Source organism: Pelagerythrobacter sp., assembly GCF_041912895.1.
GTDB lineage: Bacteria > Pseudomonadota > Alphaproteobacteria > Sphingomonadales > Sphingomonadaceae > Pelagerythrobacter.
This window is the reverse complement of sequence record NZ_JAYSGI010000002.1, coordinates 262,288-278,736: the sequence shown is the minus strand read 5'-3', so window position 1 is coordinate 278,736 and position 16,449 is coordinate 262,288. Positions and strand designations below refer to the sequence as shown.

At 68.2% G+C, this 16,449-nt stretch carries 18 protein-coding genes; 15 read left to right on the top strand and 3 right to left on the bottom strand.

Translation table 11 applies throughout. The features are described from left to right. Positions 1-87: 87 nt before the first annotated feature. From ACE3QC_RS08360 to ACE3QC_RS08325, 8 genes are all read left to right on the top strand, one after another. Positions 88-750, top strand: coding sequence for a nicotinate-nucleotide adenylyltransferase (locus tag ACE3QC_RS08360; protein ID WP_374408031.1), 663 nt, complete (start codon positions 88-90; stop codon positions 748-750). A 79-nt stretch (positions 751-829) separates the two neighbouring features. After that, complete coding sequence (gene rsfS / locus ACE3QC_RS08355; RefSeq protein ID WP_374407170.1) at positions 830-1,222, top strand: ribosome silencing factor; 393 nt, start codon at positions 830-832, stop codon at positions 1,220-1,222. Positions 1,223-1,232: 10 nt separating this feature from the next. Beyond that, positions 1,233-1,655: a 23S rRNA (pseudouridine(1915)-N(3))-methyltransferase RlmH gene (locus ACE3QC_RS08350; RefSeq protein WP_374407168.1), complete on the top strand. Its 423-nt coding sequence runs from the start codon at positions 1,233-1,235 to the stop codon at positions 1,653-1,655. Between the two features lie 4 nt (positions 1,656-1,659). Further along, complete coding sequence (locus tag ACE3QC_RS08345) at positions 1,660-2,895, top strand: murein hydrolase activator EnvC (protein WP_374407166.1); 1,236 nt, start codon at positions 1,660-1,662, stop codon at positions 2,893-2,895. A gap of 100 nt (positions 2,896-2,995) precedes the next feature. After that, on the top strand, positions 2,996-4,333 hold the full coding sequence (locus ACE3QC_RS08340) for a S41 family peptidase (RefSeq protein WP_374407164.1): 1,338 nt from the start codon (positions 2,996-2,998) through the stop codon (positions 4,331-4,333). A gap of 13 nt (positions 4,334-4,346) precedes the next feature. Further along, the gene (locus ACE3QC_RS08335) at positions 4,347-4,841 is read left to right on the top strand and encodes a disulfide bond formation protein B (protein ID WP_374407162.1); all 495 of its coding nucleotides are present in this window, start codon (positions 4,347-4,349) and stop codon (positions 4,839-4,841) included. Next, positions 4,838-5,359, top strand: coding sequence for a demethoxyubiquinone hydroxylase family protein (locus tag ACE3QC_RS08330; RefSeq protein WP_374407160.1), 522 nt, complete (start codon positions 4,838-4,840; stop codon positions 5,357-5,359). Before ACE3QC_RS08335 ends, ACE3QC_RS08330 begins: the two co-directional genes overlap by 4 nt. A gap of 106 nt (positions 5,360-5,465) precedes the next feature. Continuing rightward, entirely contained in the window at positions 5,466-6,065 is a 600-nt protein-coding gene (locus tag ACE3QC_RS08325) for a hypothetical protein (protein ID WP_374407158.1), read from the top strand. Between the two features lie 24 nt (positions 6,066-6,089). Here ACE3QC_RS08325 and ACE3QC_RS08320 read toward each other — a convergent pair whose 3' ends face one another. The 3 genes from ACE3QC_RS08320 to ACE3QC_RS08310 form a co-directional block, all read right to left on the bottom strand. Further along, positions 6,090-7,103 (bottom strand): NAD-dependent epimerase/dehydratase family protein, encoded by a 1,014-nt coding sequence (locus ACE3QC_RS08320; RefSeq protein WP_374407156.1) that lies wholly within the window; start codon positions 7,101-7,103, stop codon positions 6,090-6,092. Between the two features lie 11 nt (positions 7,104-7,114). Then, positions 7,115-8,383, bottom strand: a complete 1,269-nt coding sequence (locus ACE3QC_RS08315) for a nucleotide sugar dehydrogenase (protein WP_374407154.1) — start codon at positions 8,381-8,383, stop codon at positions 7,115-7,117. Between the two features lie 86 nt (positions 8,384-8,469). After that, positions 8,470-9,648, bottom strand: coding sequence for a DegT/DnrJ/EryC1/StrS family aminotransferase (locus ACE3QC_RS08310; RefSeq protein ID WP_374407152.1), 1,179 nt, complete (start codon positions 9,646-9,648; stop codon positions 8,470-8,472). A 216-nt stretch (positions 9,649-9,864) separates the two neighbouring features. Between ACE3QC_RS08310 and ACE3QC_RS08305 the strand changes: the two genes are divergently transcribed. The 7 genes from ACE3QC_RS08305 (at position 9,865) to ACE3QC_RS08275 (ending at position 16,447) form a co-directional block, all read left to right on the top strand. After that, positions 9,865-11,775, top strand: coding sequence for a polysaccharide biosynthesis protein (locus tag ACE3QC_RS08305; RefSeq protein WP_374407150.1), 1,911 nt, complete (start codon positions 9,865-9,867; stop codon positions 11,773-11,775). Continuing rightward, positions 11,772-12,380, top strand: a complete 609-nt coding sequence (locus ACE3QC_RS08300; protein WP_374407148.1) for a sugar transferase — start codon at positions 11,772-11,774, stop codon at positions 12,378-12,380. The genes ACE3QC_RS08305 and ACE3QC_RS08300 overlap by 4 nt, the downstream gene beginning before the upstream one ends. Next, on the top strand, positions 12,377-13,009 hold the full coding sequence (locus ACE3QC_RS08295; RefSeq protein WP_374407146.1) for an acetyltransferase: 633 nt from the start codon (positions 12,377-12,379) through the stop codon (positions 13,007-13,009). Before ACE3QC_RS08300 ends, ACE3QC_RS08295 begins: the two co-directional genes overlap by 4 nt. After that, on the top strand, positions 13,006-14,112 hold the full coding sequence (locus ACE3QC_RS08290; protein WP_374407144.1) for a glycosyltransferase family 4 protein: 1,107 nt from the start codon (positions 13,006-13,008) through the stop codon (positions 14,110-14,112). Before ACE3QC_RS08295 ends, ACE3QC_RS08290 begins: the two co-directional genes overlap by 4 nt. 66 nt (positions 14,113-14,178) lie before the next feature. After that, complete coding sequence (locus ACE3QC_RS08285; protein WP_374407142.1) at positions 14,179-15,360, top strand: O-antigen ligase family protein; 1,182 nt, start codon at positions 14,179-14,181, stop codon at positions 15,358-15,360. Next, a complete protein-coding gene (locus tag ACE3QC_RS08280; protein ID WP_374407141.1) occupies positions 15,357-15,704 on the top strand; it encodes a hypothetical protein in 348 nt (115 codons plus the stop codon). The genes ACE3QC_RS08285 and ACE3QC_RS08280 overlap by 4 nt, the downstream gene beginning before the upstream one ends. Then, positions 15,701-16,447 carry a capsular biosynthesis protein gene (locus ACE3QC_RS08275; RefSeq protein ID WP_374407139.1) on the top strand — a complete coding sequence of 249 codons (747 nt, stop codon included), beginning with the start codon at positions 15,701-15,703 and terminating at the stop codon, positions 16,445-16,447. Before ACE3QC_RS08280 ends, ACE3QC_RS08275 begins: the two co-directional genes overlap by 4 nt. Positions 16,448-16,449: the final 2 nt, after the last annotated feature.

The window sequence follows — 16,449 nt, the reverse complement described above, 5'->3', positions numbered from 1 at the left end:
TCATGCAGCGCGATTTCCCGCACTGACAGACGTGCCGCTCCCTGCTAACCGGACCGTGATGGTGACCACGATCGCACGAGCTCCGCACTGACATTCGCGCGCCGCATCGGGCTGCTCGGCGGCAGCTTCAATCCCGCGCACGGCGGGCATCGGCGGATTTCCCTCTTCGCGCTGAATGCGCTCGGGCTGGACGAGGTCTGGTGGCTGGTCTCGCCCGGCAATCCGCTGAAGCCCGCCGCGGGCATGGCGCCATTGGCCGCGCGGGTACGCTCGGCGATGGTGCAGGCGCGCCGCGCGCCGATCCGGGTCACCGCGATCGAGCGCGACTTCGGCACCCGCTATACCGTCGATACCTTGCGCGCGCTGCAGCGGCGCTGGCCGGGGCGGCAGTTCGTCTGGCTCATGGGCTCTGACAACCTCGCGCAATTCCACCGATGGAAGGACTGGCGCGACATAGCGCGCGCGATGCCGATTGCGGTGATCGCGCGGCCGGGCTATGATGCCGCAGCCGTCGCCGGTCCCGCGATGGCCTGGCTGCGCCGCCACCGCGTCGACGCCGCCACTTTCAGGAACCGGGACGAGTGGAGTGCGCCGAGCCTGATTACCCTGCGTTTCGATCCGGATCCCCGATCGGCCACGGCCATTCGCCGTGCCGATCCCGAGTGGGCCGATCGCCTGCCGCAGGTGCCGCTGCGCGACCAGCTGACATTCAGGCCCATTTCCGAAACGGAGCTTTCGCCGGCGCCATGATGCGCTCGCCCGCCTCCGTCCCTTTCTCCCGCAACCATCAGGAGCTCAGCATACGCCTATGAACCAGGCGCAGACATCGATGTCCGACCAGGATTCGGCCGCCGCCCCCGCGATCGAAGCCGAGCCGGGCTCGCTTCACGCGCTCGTGCTCGACCAGCTCGACGAGGATCAGGCGCAGGACGTGGTCTCGATCCCGCTCGCGGGCAAGTCGAGCATCGCCGATCACATGGTCATCGCCTCCGGGCGCTCGACCCGTCAGGTCGCGGCGATCGCGCAGAAACTTGCCGAGCGGGTCAAGCAGGAGGGGCACGGCCCCGTGCGCTTGGAAGGCCTGCCCCAGGCCGACTGGGTGCTGATCGACGCGGGCGACGTGGTCGTCCACCTGTTCCGCCCCGAAGTGCGCAGCTTCTACAATCTCGAACGCATGTGGGCGTTCGGCGACGCACCGCCGGTCGCCGCCGGAACCGCCTGAGGCGCAAACGATGCTCCTGCACGTCGTGGCGCGCGGCAAGATCGGACGCTCGCCCGAAGCGGAGCTCGTCGCCCGATACGAGAAGCGGCTGACCTGGCCCTTCAAAGCCACCGAGCTGCCCGAAAGCGGCGGCAAGGTGCCCGATCCGCAGACACCGCTGCGCACCGTGCTGCTCGATGAACGCGGCAAGCAGCTTTCGTCCGAGGAATTCGCCGAGCTGCTCGGCCGCTGGCGCGACGAAGGCGTGCGCGAGGCGCGCTTCGTGCTCGGCGCGGCCGATGGTCATGCGCCGGCCGAACGGGCCGAGGCGGACCTGCTGCTCGCCTTCGGCCCGGCGACCTGGCCGCACCTGCTCGCCCGCGCGATGCTGATGGAGCAGCTCTACCGCGCCACGGCGATCCTTGCCGGGCACCCCTACCATCGGGCAGGGTGACGTCATGGCGCACCGCGCGATCCGCTTCATCCCCGCCCTCGGCCTGACGTTCGCGACCGTCGCACTCGGCGGCATGGCGCTGGCCCAGCGCCTGGATACCTTTTCCGATCCCGGCGATGCCCGCGCCGCCCTCCAGCGCGCGCAACAGGCCGCGCGCGGAGCCGAGAGCCGCGGCGCGCGCCTCGAGGCGGCGGCGCTCGCGGCGACCGAAGCGGCGGAAAAGACCGCGCGGCAGGGCGCCGCGCTCGCCGCGCGCATCCAGCAGGCCGAAGCGCAGATCGCCGCGGGAGAGGCGCGGATCGCGCTGATCGACGATCAGCGGCAGCGGCTCGGCCGCCGCCTTGCCGAGCGGCGCGAACCGCTGTTGCGGCTCACCGCCGCGTTGCAGAAACTCGCCCGCCGCCCGCTCGCGCTGTCCGCGCTGCGCCCGGGTTCACTGCGCGAAACCGTGTATCTGCGCGCGATGCTCGAGACGACGATACCCGAGGTGCAGACCCGCACTGCCGCGCTGCGCGCCGAAATCGGGCGCGGCCGCAGGCTCGAGGCCGAGGCGCGCGCCGCGCTTACCGCGCTCAACGCGAGCGAGCAGGAACTCGACACACGGCGCGAGCGGCTGCTGGCGCTGGAGAGCCGCCAGCGCATCGAATCGCGCCGCGCCAGCGGCGCCGCCGACCGCGAGGCCGAGCGTGCGCTGGCACTGGCCGAAGAGACGCGCGACCTCGACACGCTGATCGCGCGGCTCGACGATGCGAGCGCCTTGCGGCGCGAACTCGCCGATCTGCCAGGGCCGATCATCCGGCCCCCGCGGCCGCGCGATTCGACGGTGGTCGCCGCGGGTCTCGCCGAAGCCACGCCCACGCCCGCCGCCACCGCGCCGCCGGGCGATTTCCAGCTGCCGGTGATCGGGCGGACCGTGGCGGGGTTCGGCGCGGTTTCCGCCGCCGGGCTGGTCAGCAGCGGGCTCTCGATCGCTCCGCGCGAGGGCGCGCAGGTGATCGCGCCGGCGAGCGGGCGGGTCGCCTTTGCCGGCCCCTATCGCGGCTACGAGCGGATCGTGATCATCGAGCACGACGGCGGGTGGACGAGCCTCGTCACCGGTCTCGCGCGCGCCGATGTCGCGGTGGGCGAGACCCTGCTCGCCGGATCGCCGCTCGGCGTCGCGGCGGTCGATTCGCCGGTGGTGACGCTCGAGCTGCGGCGCGCGGGCGAGCCGGTGAATCCGCTCGACTACCTGAGTTAACTCCTGGAATCGCGCGCACCGTTGCATGCGGCCCCGGCAATCCTCATCTGGCATTAAGCCCGCGTGCGCGATAAAAGCCGCCCCGAGGAGACTCCTGCCCATGAAATTTGCCGCACTCGCCCGTTCGGCCGCGCTCGTCACCGCGGTGGCGCTGATTCCGGCCACCACCGCCGGGATCGCCCAGGTCGACGGCCGTGCCGGGCCCGAGTTCGCCCGTCTGTTCGCGACCTACGAGCGGATCAAGGCGAGTTACGTCGAGCCGGTGGACGACGAGACGCTCATCCGCGGCGCGATCGACGGCATGCTCGCCAGCCTCGATCCGCATTCGGCCTATCTCGACGGGTCGGACCTCCAGCGGCTCGAGACGATGATCGACGGCAACTACACCGGCCTTGGCCTGTCGGTCCAGATGGACGACGGCGCGGTGAAGATCATCTCGCCGTTCCGCGGCAGCCCGGCGATGGAGGCCGGGCTCAAGGCGGGCGACTACATCACCCACCTCGACGGCAAGCTGATCTACGGCGGCGATCTTGACGAGGCGGTCAGCCAGATGCGCGGCCCCGCCGGAACCTCGATCCGGTTGACGATTTTCCGCACCGGGCGCGAGGAGCCGTTCGACGTGACCGTCACCCGCGGCCTGATCGACCTCGAGCCGGTCACGCACGAGATGAAGCCGGGCGGGCTCGGCGTCATCATGATCAACGAATTTTCGCGCGATGTCGGGGCGGACGTGTTCGCCGCCTGGGAAGCGCTGAACAAGGAGGCGGGCGGACGCCTGAACGGCCTCGTGCTCGACCTGCGCGCCAACCCCGGCGGCTCGCTCGACGAGGCGGTGGCTTTGAGCGACCTGTTCCTCGACGATGGCCAGATCGTCTCGCAACGCGGCCGCGCGCAGGGCGAAACCTACATCTACGAGGCGGAGACGGTCTATCGCGGCCAGATCGCCGAGGACGTGCCGCTGATCGTGCTGATCGACGCCGGTTCGGCATCGGCGAGCGAGATCGTCGCGGGCGCGCTGCAGGATCATCGCCGCGCGCTGGTGATGGGCGAGCGCAGCTTCGGCAAGGGCAGCGTGCAGACGCTGTTGCCGCTCGGCCGCGACGCCGCGCTCAAGCTCACCACCGCGCGCTACTACACCCCTTCGGGCCATTCGGTGCAGGAAGGCGGGATCGAGCCCGACATCGCGGTGCCGCAGCTCAGCGATCCGGACCTCGCCAAGCGCGCCAAGTTCACGCTGCGCGAATCGGACCTGCGCGGCCACCTCGTCAACGAGGCGGCGCTGAAGGACGAGGAGATGGAGCGCGACAAGCGCGAGGATCCGCGCTTCACGCTGACCGCCGCGCAGCTCGAGGAGCAGGGGATCGAGGATTACCAGCTCCACTACGCGCTCGAGACGCTGCGCCGGACGACGCCCAGCACCGTCGCGCGCCGCAAGTAATCGGGGCGCCCGAATGCTCGACACGCCCCACGCCCGGCTGGCCCACGCCCGGCTGGCGCAGCGGCTCGCGCTCGGCGTGCCCGCGCTCCTGCTCGCGGGCGCCTATCTCTCCGAGTACGGTTTCGGCCTCTACCCGTGCGAGATGTGCTGGTGGCAGCGCTGGCCGCATTTCGCCGCGCTCGCGCTCGCGCTGCTGTCGACCGTCGCCGCGCCCAAGCGCCTGTGGGTCGCGCTCGCCGCGGTCGCGGTGCTCGTGTCGGGCGCGATCGGGGCATTCCACGCCGGCGTCGAATACGGCTGGTGGGAAGGCGTGACCGGCTGCGCGATGACGGCGCAGGCGGGCGGCGGGGACCTGCTCGAATCGATCATGAACGCGCCGATCATCCGCTGCGACCAGCCGCAGTGGACGCTGATCGGTATCTCGCTCGCGGGGTTCAATTTCCTGTTCTCGACCGCTGGCGGGCTCGCGATTCTGTGGCTGCTGGGCAAAGGAAGGCGCGCGGCATGACCAGGGACGAAACCGCGCGGATGATCCGCGTCGACCAGGCCGGCGAGTTCGGCGCGACGCGCATCTACCAGGGCCAGCTCGACGTGATAGGCGATCGCGGACCCCACGCCGCCGAGATTGCCGAGATGGCCGAGCAGGAGAAGGGCCACCGCGCGAAGTTCGATGCGCTGATGGCGCGGCGCGGAGTGCGGCCGACCGCCCTCCAGCCATTCTGGTCGGCCGCGGGCTACGCGCTCGGCGCGGGCACCGCGCTGCTCGGGCCCGAAGCGGCGATGGCCTGCACCGCCGCGGTGGAGGAAGAGATCGACCGCCACTATTCGCACCAGCTCGACCGGCTCGCCGAAAGCGACAGCGACCCGGAACTCGCGACGATGATCGAGGAATTCCGCGAGGACGAGCGCGCCCACCGCGACGCCGCGCTCGCTGCGGGGGCGGAGCAGGCGCCCGCCTATCCCCTGCTGTCGGGCGCGATCCGGCTCGGCTGCCGGCTCGCGATCCGGCTCGCCGAACGGGTCTGACGAAGCCGGGCGGGAACCGCTTCCGCCCGCCATACGCTTCATCTAGAGTTCACGCCGAAACACCGAAATTCCCGCGCGACCGCGCCGAAACACGATGGGATACGCCATGAAATCGCTTCTCGCCGCCGCTGCCCTTGCCGGATTGGCCCTGACTGCCGCGCCTGCCGCCGCGCAGGGCGTGGCGTCGGGTGACGAGAACGTGCGCATGGTTATCGTCTACGGCGACGATACCGCCCCCGAAGCGCAGGGCGACGAGATCGTGGTCGTCGCGCGCCTGCCCGAATCGGAGCGCTACCGCATTCCCGAATCGCTGCGGCTGAGCGACGATCCGGCGAACGTTGCCTGGACCCGGCGGGTCGAATCGCTCGAGATGGTCGGCGCCTTCGGCACGCTGTCGTGCTCGCCGACCGGCGCGGGCGGCTTCACCGGCTGTACGCAGCAGCTCATCAACCAGGCTTACGGCGAGCGCGCCACCGGCGCGAACGTGCGCTTCAGCGAACTGATTGCCGCCGCGCGCGCGGAGCGCCTGTCGACGATCGACGAAGCCGCCGCCGCCGAGCAGGAACGCGTCGAGGCGATCGAACGCGATTACATGGAACGCCTCGAAGCCGAACGCGACGCCGAACTGCCCGACGAACAGAACCCCCCGATCGCCCCGAGCGAAGCCGCCGAGCCGATCATGGAAACCCCGCAGCCGCAGGGTTGATGCTGTCAGCTTTCGATTGGCGAGCTAGACCCCGTAATAATCGCGGTACCAGGCGACGAACCGTCGTACGCCGTCGCGGAATTCGGTTTGCGGGCGGTAGCCGGTGAGTTCCTGCAACAGCGTCGCGTCGGCCCAGGTCGCGGGCACGTCGCCGGTCTGCATGGGTAGGAAGTTCTTGATCGCCTCACGGCCGCATTCGGCCTCGATCGCCTCCACGAAATCCATCAGCCGTATCTTATCGCTGTTGCCGATGTTGACCACGCGGAATGGCGCAACGGGCGAGAGGCTGTCGTAGGCGGCGATCTCGTCGCGGCTCTCGGGCCGCACCGGTGCGGCGTCGATCAGCAGGCGGATGCCGCGCACCAGGTCGGTCACGTAGGTGAAGTCGCGGTACATGTCGCCATCGTTGTAGATATCGATCGGCGTGCCTTCGAGGATGCCCTTGGTGAACTTGAACAGCGCCATGTCGGGCCGCCCCCACGGCCCGTAGACGGTAAAGAAGCGGAACATCGTGGTCGGCAGAGTCCACAGGTGGGCGTAGCTGTGCGCCATCGCCTCGTTCGCCTTCTTGGTCGCGGCGTAGAAGGTGAGCGGGGTGTCGCACTTCTCGCGCTCGTCGAACGGCATGTCCTCGTTCGCGCCGTAGACCGAGCTGGTCGAGGCCATCAGCAGGTGCTCGACGCCGAGTTCGCGCGCACATTCCATCACGTTGAACGTGCCGGTGAGGTTCGCGTCGAGATAGGCGCGCGGGTTCTCCAAGCTGTAGCGCACGCCCGCCTGCGCGGCGAGGTGAACGATCACGTCGGGCTTCTCGGCCATCGCGAGTGCGTGCAGCGCATCGAAATCCTCGAGCATGCCGACATGCGCGGAAAAGTGCTGGTTCTGCAGCAGCATCTGATGCCGCCGCTCCTTGATGCGCACGTCGTAATAGTCGGTCATCCCGTCGAAGCCGACGACCGCGAAGCCTTCGTCCAGCAGCAGTTGCGACAAGTGGAAGCCGATGAACCCGGCCGAACCGGTGACGAGAACCTTGCGCATTTCGGTGTGTCCTAGAGAGTCCAGTCGGCGCCTTCGAGCGCGCCCTTGAGATCGGCGAGAGTGCCCCCCGGCTCCAGCCGCTCGCGGAAAACATCCGCGCCCATCGCGAGATATTCGCGGTGGGGCACGGCCAGCAGCACCGTATCGTAGGTGTGCTCCAGCGCGCCGCCGTCGAGTTGCAGCCCGTATTCGTGCAGCGCTTCGTCTGCGTCGGCATGCGGATCGTGCACCGTCACCACGTGCCCGCGCGCTTTCAGCGCCTCGACCAAATCCGCCACCTTGGAGTTCCTGAGATCGGGCACGTCTTCCTTGAACGTGAGGCCCAGCACCAGCACGCTGCCCGCCTTGTCGCCGCGCGCGGCATGGAGCCGCTCGGCCACCCATTCGGCCATCCCGTCGTTCGTGCTGCGCCCGGCCAGGATCACCCGCGGATCGTGGCCCAGTTCCTCGGCCCGGTGCGACAGGTAATAGGGATCGACCCCGATGCAGTGCCCGCCCACGAGGCCGGGCGCGAAGGGCAGGAAGTTCCACTTGGTGCGCGCGGCGGCCAGCACGTCCCACACCGAAAGATCCATTCTGCCGAAGATCTGGGCGATCTCGTTCATGAAGGCGATGTTGATGTCGCGCTGCGCGTTCTCGATCACCTTGGCGGCTTCCGCCGCGCGGATCGAGGCGGCGCGGAACACCCCGCCGCTGGTCACCGCATCGTAGAGCGCGGCGACATCCTCGAGAACTTCGGGCGTCTGGCCCGAAACGACCTTGGTGATGCGATCGATCGTATGCTCGCGGTCGCCCGGATTGATCCGCTCGGGGCTGTAGGCGAGGAAGAAATCCTCGCCGCACGCGAGCCCTGACACCTTTTCAAGCAACGGGCCGCAGATATCCTCGGTCACGCCGGGATAGACCGTACTTTCGTAGACCACGATCGGCCTGCGCCCCTCGGCATGGGCCGCCGCGATCATCGTGCCGACGGTGCGCGTCGCCGCCTCGACGATCGACAGGTCGGGACGCTTGTCGCCGTCGATCGGGGTGGGGACGGTGACGATATAGAAATCGGAGGGTGGGCACTCGTCCGCACTCGCCGTCAGCGAAAGTTTGCTGTCCGCAAGCCGTTCGCGGTCGATCTCGCCGGTGCGGTCGTGTCCGTCGTGCAATTCGGCGATACGGCGCGAATCGACGTCAAAGCCAGTCGTCGGGAACTGCCGGGCCAGCGCGACCGCCAGCGGCAGGCCGACATAGCCGAGACCGATCACCGTAACGTCGCGCCGGGAGTGTGCCATCGTCTGTTCGCACCGCTTTCAGTGGAGGGGGGATCGTGTGCCGCACGCGCTCTATCGGCGCATGGGCTCGGCAGCAACAGGCTCGGCTATGCCGCCGCCTCGCCGAGCGTTTCGGACACCGCCGCGCACATCCGGTCGACGTCCTCGTCGGTCAGCGTGGGATGGGTGAGGAACATCAGGCTGGTTTCGCCCAGTTCGCGTGCGCCGGGCAGGCGTTGCGTGGGCCGCCAGTCGGTGCCGTCGAACGCCGTTTCGAGATAGACTTCCGAACAGCTGCCCTGCATCAGCGGCACGCCGCGCGCGGTCACTTCGGCGACGATCCGGTCGCGGCTCCAGCCCTGTTTCAGCCCGTCTTCGCGGACGTAGGCGTAGAACCGGTACCACGCGTGATCCATTCCCGGTGCGGGGACGGGCGTACGCACCGCCCGCGCGAACGGGGCGAGCGTCTGGCGGTAGCGTTCGGCGATCTCGCCGCGCCGCTGCGCCCAGCGCTCCATCCGGCCGAGCTGGATCAACCCGATCGCGGCCTGTATCTCGAGCATGCGCCAGTTGGTGCCGAAGCTTTCGTGGAGCCAGCGGAAGCCCGGCTCGTGCTCGCGCTCGAACACCGCTTCCCACGACTTTCCGTGATCCTTGAACGACCACATCGCGCGCCACAGGTCGCGGTCGCTGCAGGTGACCATGCCGCCTTCGCCGCCGGTGGTCATGATCTTGTCCTGGCAGAACGACCATGCCCCCGCGTGGCCGAAAGAGCCGACCGGCCGGCCGTCGATCCGCGCGCCGTGCGCCTGTGCGCAATCCTCGATCACCGCGATTCCGCGCGGTTCGGCCAGTGCCATGATGCCCGGCATGTCGCACGGCCAGCCCGCGAGATGGACCGGGACAATCGCCTTCGTCCGTTCGCTCAGCACCGGCGCGATCGTGGCGGGCGAGATATTGCCGCTGTCGCGATCGACGTCGGCGAACACCGGTACCGCGCCCGCGTTGACCACGCTCGAGACCGAAGCGATGAACGTGCGCGGCGTGACGACGACCTCGTCGCCCGGCCCCACGCCGAGGCCGCGCAACGCGAGATCGAGCGCGAGCGTTCCGTTGGCCACCGCCACCGCGTGATCGCACCCGGCGAAATCGGCAAATGCGCGTTCGAACGCGCGCACCTCCTCACCGGTCCACTGGTTTACGCGTCCCGAGCGCAGGACGCCCGCGGCAGCGGCGATCTCTTCTTCATCGTAGGACGGCCAAGGTGCGACCGAGGTGCCGAGCATGTGATCCCTTCGCGCTGCCGGTTGCAGGCCTCGCGCGCTGCCCGATCCCCGCGGCGTTTGCAAGTACGCTCCACTGCGTGGTGGGAAACCGCCGAAAATCTTCGTAAATCCAGGGGAAAGCTGCTCGCTTGCATAGAGCGCGGCAAGTCCATAAGGGGCCGACATTATCTCGATAACAGAATATACCAGAAACGACGCTCACCGAGAGGGGAGACGATGATGATGCGGCTTGTGGACAAGGCTGAAGCGCTCGCGCGAAGCGTTTCCGCCGGCCTGCTGGGCGCCAGCCGCCGCTCCAAGCGCCTGCTCGCCGGCGCGGTCGATGTCGTGCTGTGCGTGCTGGCGGTGATCGTCGCGTTCTCGGTCCGGCTCGGCTACTGGGAGGCGCTCGACCAGCCAATGGTGGTCATGGTGGCGGTCGAGATCGCCCTGTTCCTGCCGATCTTCGTCGCGTCCGGCGTCTATTCGAACCTCTTCCGCTTCCACGGCGCGCAGGGGATGATCCAGATATCGCGGGCCTGCGCCATTCTGGCGATTCCGAACGTGATCGTGTTCGGCCTGATTTCCTATGATGGTGTGCCGCGCACGCTCAGCGTGCTGTTTCCGCTGGTATTCTTCGCGCTCGTCGCGCTTTCGCGCATCGTCGCGCGCTATGTCTTGGTCGATGTGTTCGGTGAAATCGGCGTCAAGCGCAATGTCCTGATCTACGGCGCAGGCTCGGCCGGCCGGCAGCTCTCGTCCTCGTTGGCCCACGAAAACAAGTATCGGCTCGTGGGCTATATCGACGACGATCCAGTTCTCAGCCGGAGCAAGCTGGAAGGCATTCCGATCCACGCCTCGGATCTGCTGGAGAGCGTGATCCGGCGCGACGCGGTCGAAATTGTGTTTCTCGCGATACCGGGGATGCCACGCGCGCGCCGCGCCGAACTGGTCGAGCGCCTGCAGGCGGCGGACGTGCATGTCCTGACGCTTCCCGGCGTGACCGAGATCGTCGACGGGAAGGTTTCGGTCAGCGACTTGCGCGAGATCGACGTGGCCGATCTGCTCAGCCGCGATCCGGTGCAGCCCGACGCCGCGCTGATGCGCCAGACCATCGCCGGCAAGATCGTGCTGGTGACCGGCGCGGGCGGCTCGATCGGTAGCGAACTCGCGCGGCAGATCGTCGCTCAAAGGCCCGAGCGGCTGATCCTGGTCGAGATGACGGAAGCCGCGCTCTATCAGATCGATGTCGAGCTGCGGGCGCTGGCCCGGCAGCACGGGATCGAGGTGGATATCGTTCCGGAACTGGCGTCGATCGACAAGAAGGGCAGCGTCCGGCGCATCTTCGACCACTACCGGCCGCACACGGTCTATCACGCCGCGGCGTACAAGCACGTGCCGATGGTCGAGGCGAACGTGGTCTCGGGCGTGGCCAACAATCTGCGCGGAACGCTGAACTGCGCGCTCGCCGCGTGCGAGATTGCAGCGGAACGGTTCATTCTCGTCAGCACCGACAAGTCGGTGCGGCCGACCAACGTCATGGGGGCATCGAAGCGTATCTGCGAGATGGTGCTGCAGGCACTTTCGACGCAGGACTGCCCGACCGTGTTCTCGATGGTCCGCTTCGGCAACGTGCTCGGCTCGTCGGGATCGGTCGTACCGCGCTTTCGCGAGCAGATCGCGGCGGGCGGGCCGGTTTCGATCACCCACCCCGATATCACGCGCTATTTCATGACGATACCCGAAGCGGCCGAACTGGTGATCCAGGCCGGTGCGATGGCCGAGGGGGGCGAGGTCTACCTGCTCGAAATGGGCGAGCCGGTGAAGATCATCGACCTTGCGCGCACGATGATCCAGCTTTCCGGGCGGACCTTGCGCGATGCCGACAATCCCGAAGGCGATATCGCGATCGTGGAAACGGGACTGCGGCCCGGCGAGAAGCTGTTCGAGGAGCTGCTGATCGGCGCCGAGGCGCAGCCGACGCAGCACCCGCGAATTTTCCGTGCGCGCGAGGATCACCTGCCGTGGGCCGAGCTGGAGGAGCAGCTGGCCCAGATCGACCGGCTGGTGCGCGTGGGCGACGCGCTCGGGATTCGCGCCAAGCTGCGCGAGCTGGTGCCCGGATACACGCCGCAGACGGTCGCATGAAGCGCGCGTTCGACATCGTGCTGGCGGGCGTGCTGCTGGTCGTGCTCGCGCCGCTGTTGCTGGCGCTGGCGCTCTGCGTGCGGCTGGCGCTGGGGAGCCCGGTGCTGTTCCGCCAGACTCGCCCCGGGCTCGGCGGCCGGCCGTTCGGGATCCTGAAGTTCCGGACCATGACCGACGCGCGCGATGCGCGCGGAGAGCTGCTGCCCGACCGCGAGCGGCTAACCGCGTTCGGCCGCTTCCTGCGCGCGAGCAGCCTCGACGAACTGCCCGAGCTGCTCAATATCCTTCGCGGCGAGATGAGCTTCGTCGGTCCGCGCCCGTTGCTGATGGAATATCTCCCGCTCTACACCGCCGAACAGGCGCGGCGGCACGATGTGCGGCCGGGCATCACCGGCTGGGCGCAGGTCAACGGGCGCAACGCGATCGGGTGGGAGCGCAAGTTCGCGCTCGATGTCGAGTACGTGGAGCGCCGTTCGTTCGCGTTCGACATGAAGATCCTCGCGCTCACCGCGCTCAAGGTCATCCGCAAGGAAGGCATCGCCGCCTCGGGCGAGGCGACCATGCCGCGCTTCACCGGCGGGCCGGACGGAGGCCCGCGCGCATGAGGCATCTGGCGATCTACGGCGCTGGCGGCGCGGGGCGCGGCGTGATGCCGCTGCTGCGCGCCGCGGCGCGGCCCGGCGACACGCTGTACTTCATCGACGACGGCGAGGCCGGGCGCGAGATCAACGGGCATCGCGCGCTCGCCTTCGCCGAATTCGCGGCGCTGGCAGGCGAAAAGCGGGCGGCGCTGGCTGTGGCCGACGCGGATACGCGCCGCGCGCTGGCCGATCGGTGCGCGGATGCCGGTGTGAGTTTCCTCGAGGTGCGCGCCGAAAGCGTCGTCGAGATGGACGACGTGCGGCTGGGCGAGGGCGCGATCCTCTCCCCCTTCGTCGTCCTCACCAGCAATATCCGCATCGGCCGGCATTTCCATGCCAACCTCTATTCCTGCGTCGAACACGATTGCGTGATCGGCGATTTCGTCACCTTCGCGCCTTCGGTGCGTTGCAACGGCGCGGTGACGATCGGCGACGGCGCCTATGTCGGCGCGAACGCGGTGATCCGGCAGGGCCTGTCGATCGGCGCGGGCGCCACCGTGGGGATGGGTGCTGTCGTGACGAGAGACGTGCCCGCCGGCGAAACATGGGTCGGCAACCCTGCCCGCAGGCTCGACCGGAGCGGCGGCGGGTGAGGATACTTCTCAACGGCTCCTACGCGCCGTCGCTGATCGGGTTTCGCGGCCCCCTGATCCGCATGCTGTGCGATCGGGGCGACGAGGTGCACGTCTCCGCGCCCGACATCGCCGGTGACGTTCGCGCGGAACTCGAGCGATACGGCGCGACGGTGCACGAGGTGCCGCTCAGCCGCACGGGGACGAGCGTCGCGGGCGATATCGGCTATTTCCTCGCGCTGCGCCGGCTGATGCGCCGCATCGCGCCCGACTTCGTGCTCGGCTATACGATCAAGCCCAACATCTGGGGCTCGCTCGCGGCGCGCTCGCTCTCGATCCGCAGCGCCTCGATGGTCACCGGCCTCGGTTATGCCTTCGCGGAGCCCGCAGGCGCCGCCGGGAGGTTGCTGTCGGGCCTGTCGCGGCGGCTCTATCGGCTGGCGACGAACGCAAATGCCCGCGTGATCTTCCAGAACCCCGATGATCTGGCCGATTTCGCGGCTGCGGGCTGCCTCGCCGATCCCGCCAAAGCCGGCATCGTCAACGGCTCCGGCGTCGATCTCGCACACTACGCCCCGGCACCCCTGCCTTCCGATGCGGTGTTCCTGCTGATCGGCCGTTTTCTCGGCGCAAAGGGCGTGCGCGAATATGCGCAGGCCGCCGCCAGTTTGCTCGCGCGCCATCCCGAGTGGCGCTTCCAGTTGGTTGGATTTCCCGACGAAGGCCCCGACGGCATTCCGGCGGCCGAGCTGACCGCGATCGAGGCATCGGGGGTGGAATTCCTCGGCCGGCAGGACGACGTGCGTCCCGCGATCCGTGAAGCCAGCGTCTTCGTCCTCCCCTCCTATCGCGAGGGCACGCCGCGCAGCGTGCTCGAGGCGATGGCCATGGGCCGCCCGATCGTGACCACCGATGCCCCCGGTTGCCGCGAAACCGTGACCGGCGGCGTGAATGGTCGTCTGGTCCCGGTCGGCGATGCCGAAGCGCTTGCATCCGCGATGGAAGAACTCGGGAGCAGCCGAGCGTTGCGCCAGGCAATGGGCGCCGAAAGCGTGCGCATCGCGCGCGAGAAATACGCCGTCGAACAGGTCAACACGTCGCTGGTGCGGCTGCTCGGCATCTGATCGCGGCCATTGCCACCGATCGGGCCGGACTCTAGGAGGGCGGCACCCGCCGCCGAGGTCGAGCGCATGAGCAAGCCAGGATCCATCCAAGCCTTTCTGTTGTTTCTCGGCGTCGCGCTGCTGCCGGTCTACCTGTTCGGTTCGGGCGCTGCCCAGCCCACCCACATCGCCCTCGCGCTGTTTGCCGGGGCGGTCTGGCTCACCACGCGCATCGCACTCGATCGCTGGAGCTTCCTGCTGCTGCTGCTGGCAATTCACGGAACGCTGGTCGAACTGATATACCTGGCTGCAGGAGCGGACCCGCAGAACCTGATGAGCGCGGTGTTCCTGATCTACAACTTCATCGTCCCCTTTGCCGTGTTCGCCTATTGCTCGCGATACGGCGACCGGCCGATCGCCTTCGGGCTGATGATCGCCGCGGTGATTGCGATCGGCACGGTCGCGCTCAATGGCGTAGAATTGCAGGATGTCGGCGGTACGTCGCGCTCGACCGGATCGTTCAACAATCCCAACCAGCTTGGTTATTTCGCAGTCTGCCTGCTGTCGCTGACCTATCTCCTGCGAGAGCGCGGCGCGTATGGAAACCGGGTAACGATAGCCTTCTACGGCGCGGCCTTGTTTCTCGCGATCGCCTCGCTCTCGAAAGCCGCCATGGTCGCGACGTTCGTGGTCATCTTCTTCGCCTCCAAGCCGCGCATGTCGCGCAATTATTTGGCCGCGTGGACATTGGGCGTGGTCGGCGCCGTCGGGCTGTTGCTGTATGCCTATCTGGCGGGCTATCTCGACCAGTACCTGTTCATCCAGCGGCTGGACGGCATGCTCAATGAAGGCGACAGCAGCCTGGCGAGCCGTGGGTATTTCGCGTTCCTCGACGGGGGGATAATGCAGATATTCCTCGGGCTCGGGTCGGAAAACGTGATCCGCATGGTCGGGCACGAGGTGCATTCGACCTTCTTCTCGATCCTCAGCAACTACGGTCTCGTGGGCTTCGGGCTGCTGCTGGCGGTGGTGATCGTGTGGTTCAGGCTGCTCTGGCGGATGCACGGGTTTGTGGGGCTGGTGTGCATCGCCGGCCCGGCGATGATGTACGGCATAACGCACAACGGCTCGCGGTTCACGATTTTCTGGATTCTGTTCGCCCTCTCGCTCGTGCCGAAGCCCCGCAGCGTGCCGAAGCGTCAGGCGCGGCCGCAATCCGCAATGCCGCCGCCGGGTGCGGGTGCTGCGCCCTCGCGGGCTTCGGCATGAAGAAGATCGTGCTCGATCTCGGGGATGCTCTCGCATGGGCGGAAGGCGACGGCGATCACGCGCCGCTGATGGCCGCTGTCGAACGCTATCGGACGCGCGGATTTTCCGTCGTCCTCGCGGGTGGCGAACCGGGGGAAGAGGACCACTGGCCAGCGGGTCTGGCGCGCGCTGTATCTTCGCTGGAAGCGCGCGGGCTGGTTTGCGACGCCTATTCGCCCCGGGGCGTCCACATCTCGGCTCACGATCTCGTGATCGACGACAAGGTGGTGACGACGAGCGAATTCGTCGAGCACGAACCGGAAGCGCTCGCCGCCCTGCTCGCGCAAGAGGAAGTCGTGCGATGATCGTGTTTCCGATGGCGGGGCTGAGCAGCCGGTTCCTCAAGGCGGGATACGAGACGCCGAAATTCATGCTCCCGCTATGGGATCATTTCGTGTTCGACTACGCGGCGGCGAGCTTCCGCCCGCGCTTCGCGAGCGAGCGCTTCGTGTTCATCTACCGCGAAACCGGGGGGGTGCGGGACTTCATCGAAGCGCGGGCGCGATCGCTCGGGATCGCGGACGCCACGCTCGTCGCGCTCGAGCGCGAAACCGCAGGGCAGGCCGAGACGGTCGAACTGGGCCTCGATCTCGCATCCGCCGGCGCGGCGGAGCCCATAACGGTGTTCAACATCGACACCTTCCGCAATCCCGACATCGCGGTTTCCGGGCTGCGGCAGGACGTTGCCGGATGGCTCGAGGTGTTCCGGGGGGAGGGCGACAACTGGTCGTTCGTCGAGCCCGCCGCGGAGCCCGGCCTGGTCCGCCGGACCACCGAAAAGCAGCCGATCAGCGATCTGTGCTGCACCGGGCTCTACCAGTTCGCCACGGCGGACCTGTTCCGCGCCGCGCTCGCGGCCGAACGCAAGAGCCCCAATGCCCCCGAGCTCTACGTCGCGCCGATCTACAACCACCTGATATCGGCCGGCGAAGCGATCGGCTTCGGGCTGGTCGAGCGCGCGGACATCACCTTCTGCGGGGTGCCCGCGGAGTACGAGGAATTGCTCGAGCGACCCGCGCCTTACGCCCCGGGCATTGCGCCCGCCTGATT

What these genes read in the sequence shown, in the direction of transcription:
- ACE3QC_RS08340 (WP_374407164.1), top strand. Translation starts at nt 2,996, where the DNA reads ATGAAATTTGCCGCACTCGCCCGTTCGGCCGCGCTCGTCACCGCGGTG.
- ACE3QC_RS08330 (WP_374407160.1), top strand. Translation starts at nt 4,838, where the DNA reads ATGACCAGGGACGAAACCGCGCGGATGATCCGCGTCGACCAGGCCGGC.
- ACE3QC_RS08350 (WP_374407168.1), top strand. Translation starts at nt 1,233, where the DNA reads ATGCTCCTGCACGTCGTGGCGCGCGGCAAGATCGGACGCTCGCCCGAA.
- ACE3QC_RS08315 (WP_374407154.1), bottom strand. Translation starts at nt 8,383, where the DNA reads ATGGCACACTCCCGGCGCGACGTTACGGTGATCGGTCTCGGCTATGTC.
- ACE3QC_RS08285 (WP_374407142.1), top strand. Translation starts at nt 14,179, where the DNA reads ATGAGCAAGCCAGGATCCATCCAAGCCTTTCTGTTGTTTCTCGGCGTC.
- ACE3QC_RS08345 (WP_374407166.1), top strand. Translation starts at nt 1,660, where the DNA reads ATGGCGCACCGCGCGATCCGCTTCATCCCCGCCCTCGGCCTGACGTTC.
- ACE3QC_RS08300 (WP_374407148.1), top strand. Translation starts at nt 11,772, where the DNA reads ATGAAGCGCGCGTTCGACATCGTGCTGGCGGGCGTGCTGCTGGTCGTG.
- ACE3QC_RS08275 (WP_374407139.1), top strand. Translation starts at nt 15,701, where the DNA reads ATGATCGTGTTTCCGATGGCGGGGCTGAGCAGCCGGTTCCTCAAGGCG.
- ACE3QC_RS08335 (WP_374407162.1), top strand. Translation starts at nt 4,347, where the DNA reads ATGCTCGACACGCCCCACGCCCGGCTGGCCCACGCCCGGCTGGCGCAG.
- ACE3QC_RS08320 (WP_374407156.1), bottom strand. Translation starts at nt 7,103, where the DNA reads ATGCGCAAGGTTCTCGTCACCGGTTCGGCCGGGTTCATCGGCTTCCAC.
- ACE3QC_RS08305 (WP_374407150.1), top strand. Translation starts at nt 9,865, where the DNA reads ATGATGATGCGGCTTGTGGACAAGGCTGAAGCGCTCGCGCGAAGCGTT.
- rsfS (WP_374407170.1), top strand. Translation starts at nt 830, where the DNA reads ATGTCCGACCAGGATTCGGCCGCCGCCCCCGCGATCGAAGCCGAGCCG.
- ACE3QC_RS08280 (WP_374407141.1), top strand. Translation starts at nt 15,357, where the DNA reads ATGAAGAAGATCGTGCTCGATCTCGGGGATGCTCTCGCATGGGCGGAA.
- ACE3QC_RS08325 (WP_374407158.1), top strand. Translation starts at nt 5,466, where the DNA reads ATGAAATCGCTTCTCGCCGCCGCTGCCCTTGCCGGATTGGCCCTGACT.
- ACE3QC_RS08295 (WP_374407146.1), top strand. Translation starts at nt 12,377, where the DNA reads ATGAGGCATCTGGCGATCTACGGCGCTGGCGGCGCGGGGCGCGGCGTG.
- ACE3QC_RS08310 (WP_374407152.1), bottom strand. Translation starts at nt 9,648, where the DNA reads ATGCTCGGCACCTCGGTCGCACCTTGGCCGTCCTACGATGAAGAAGAG.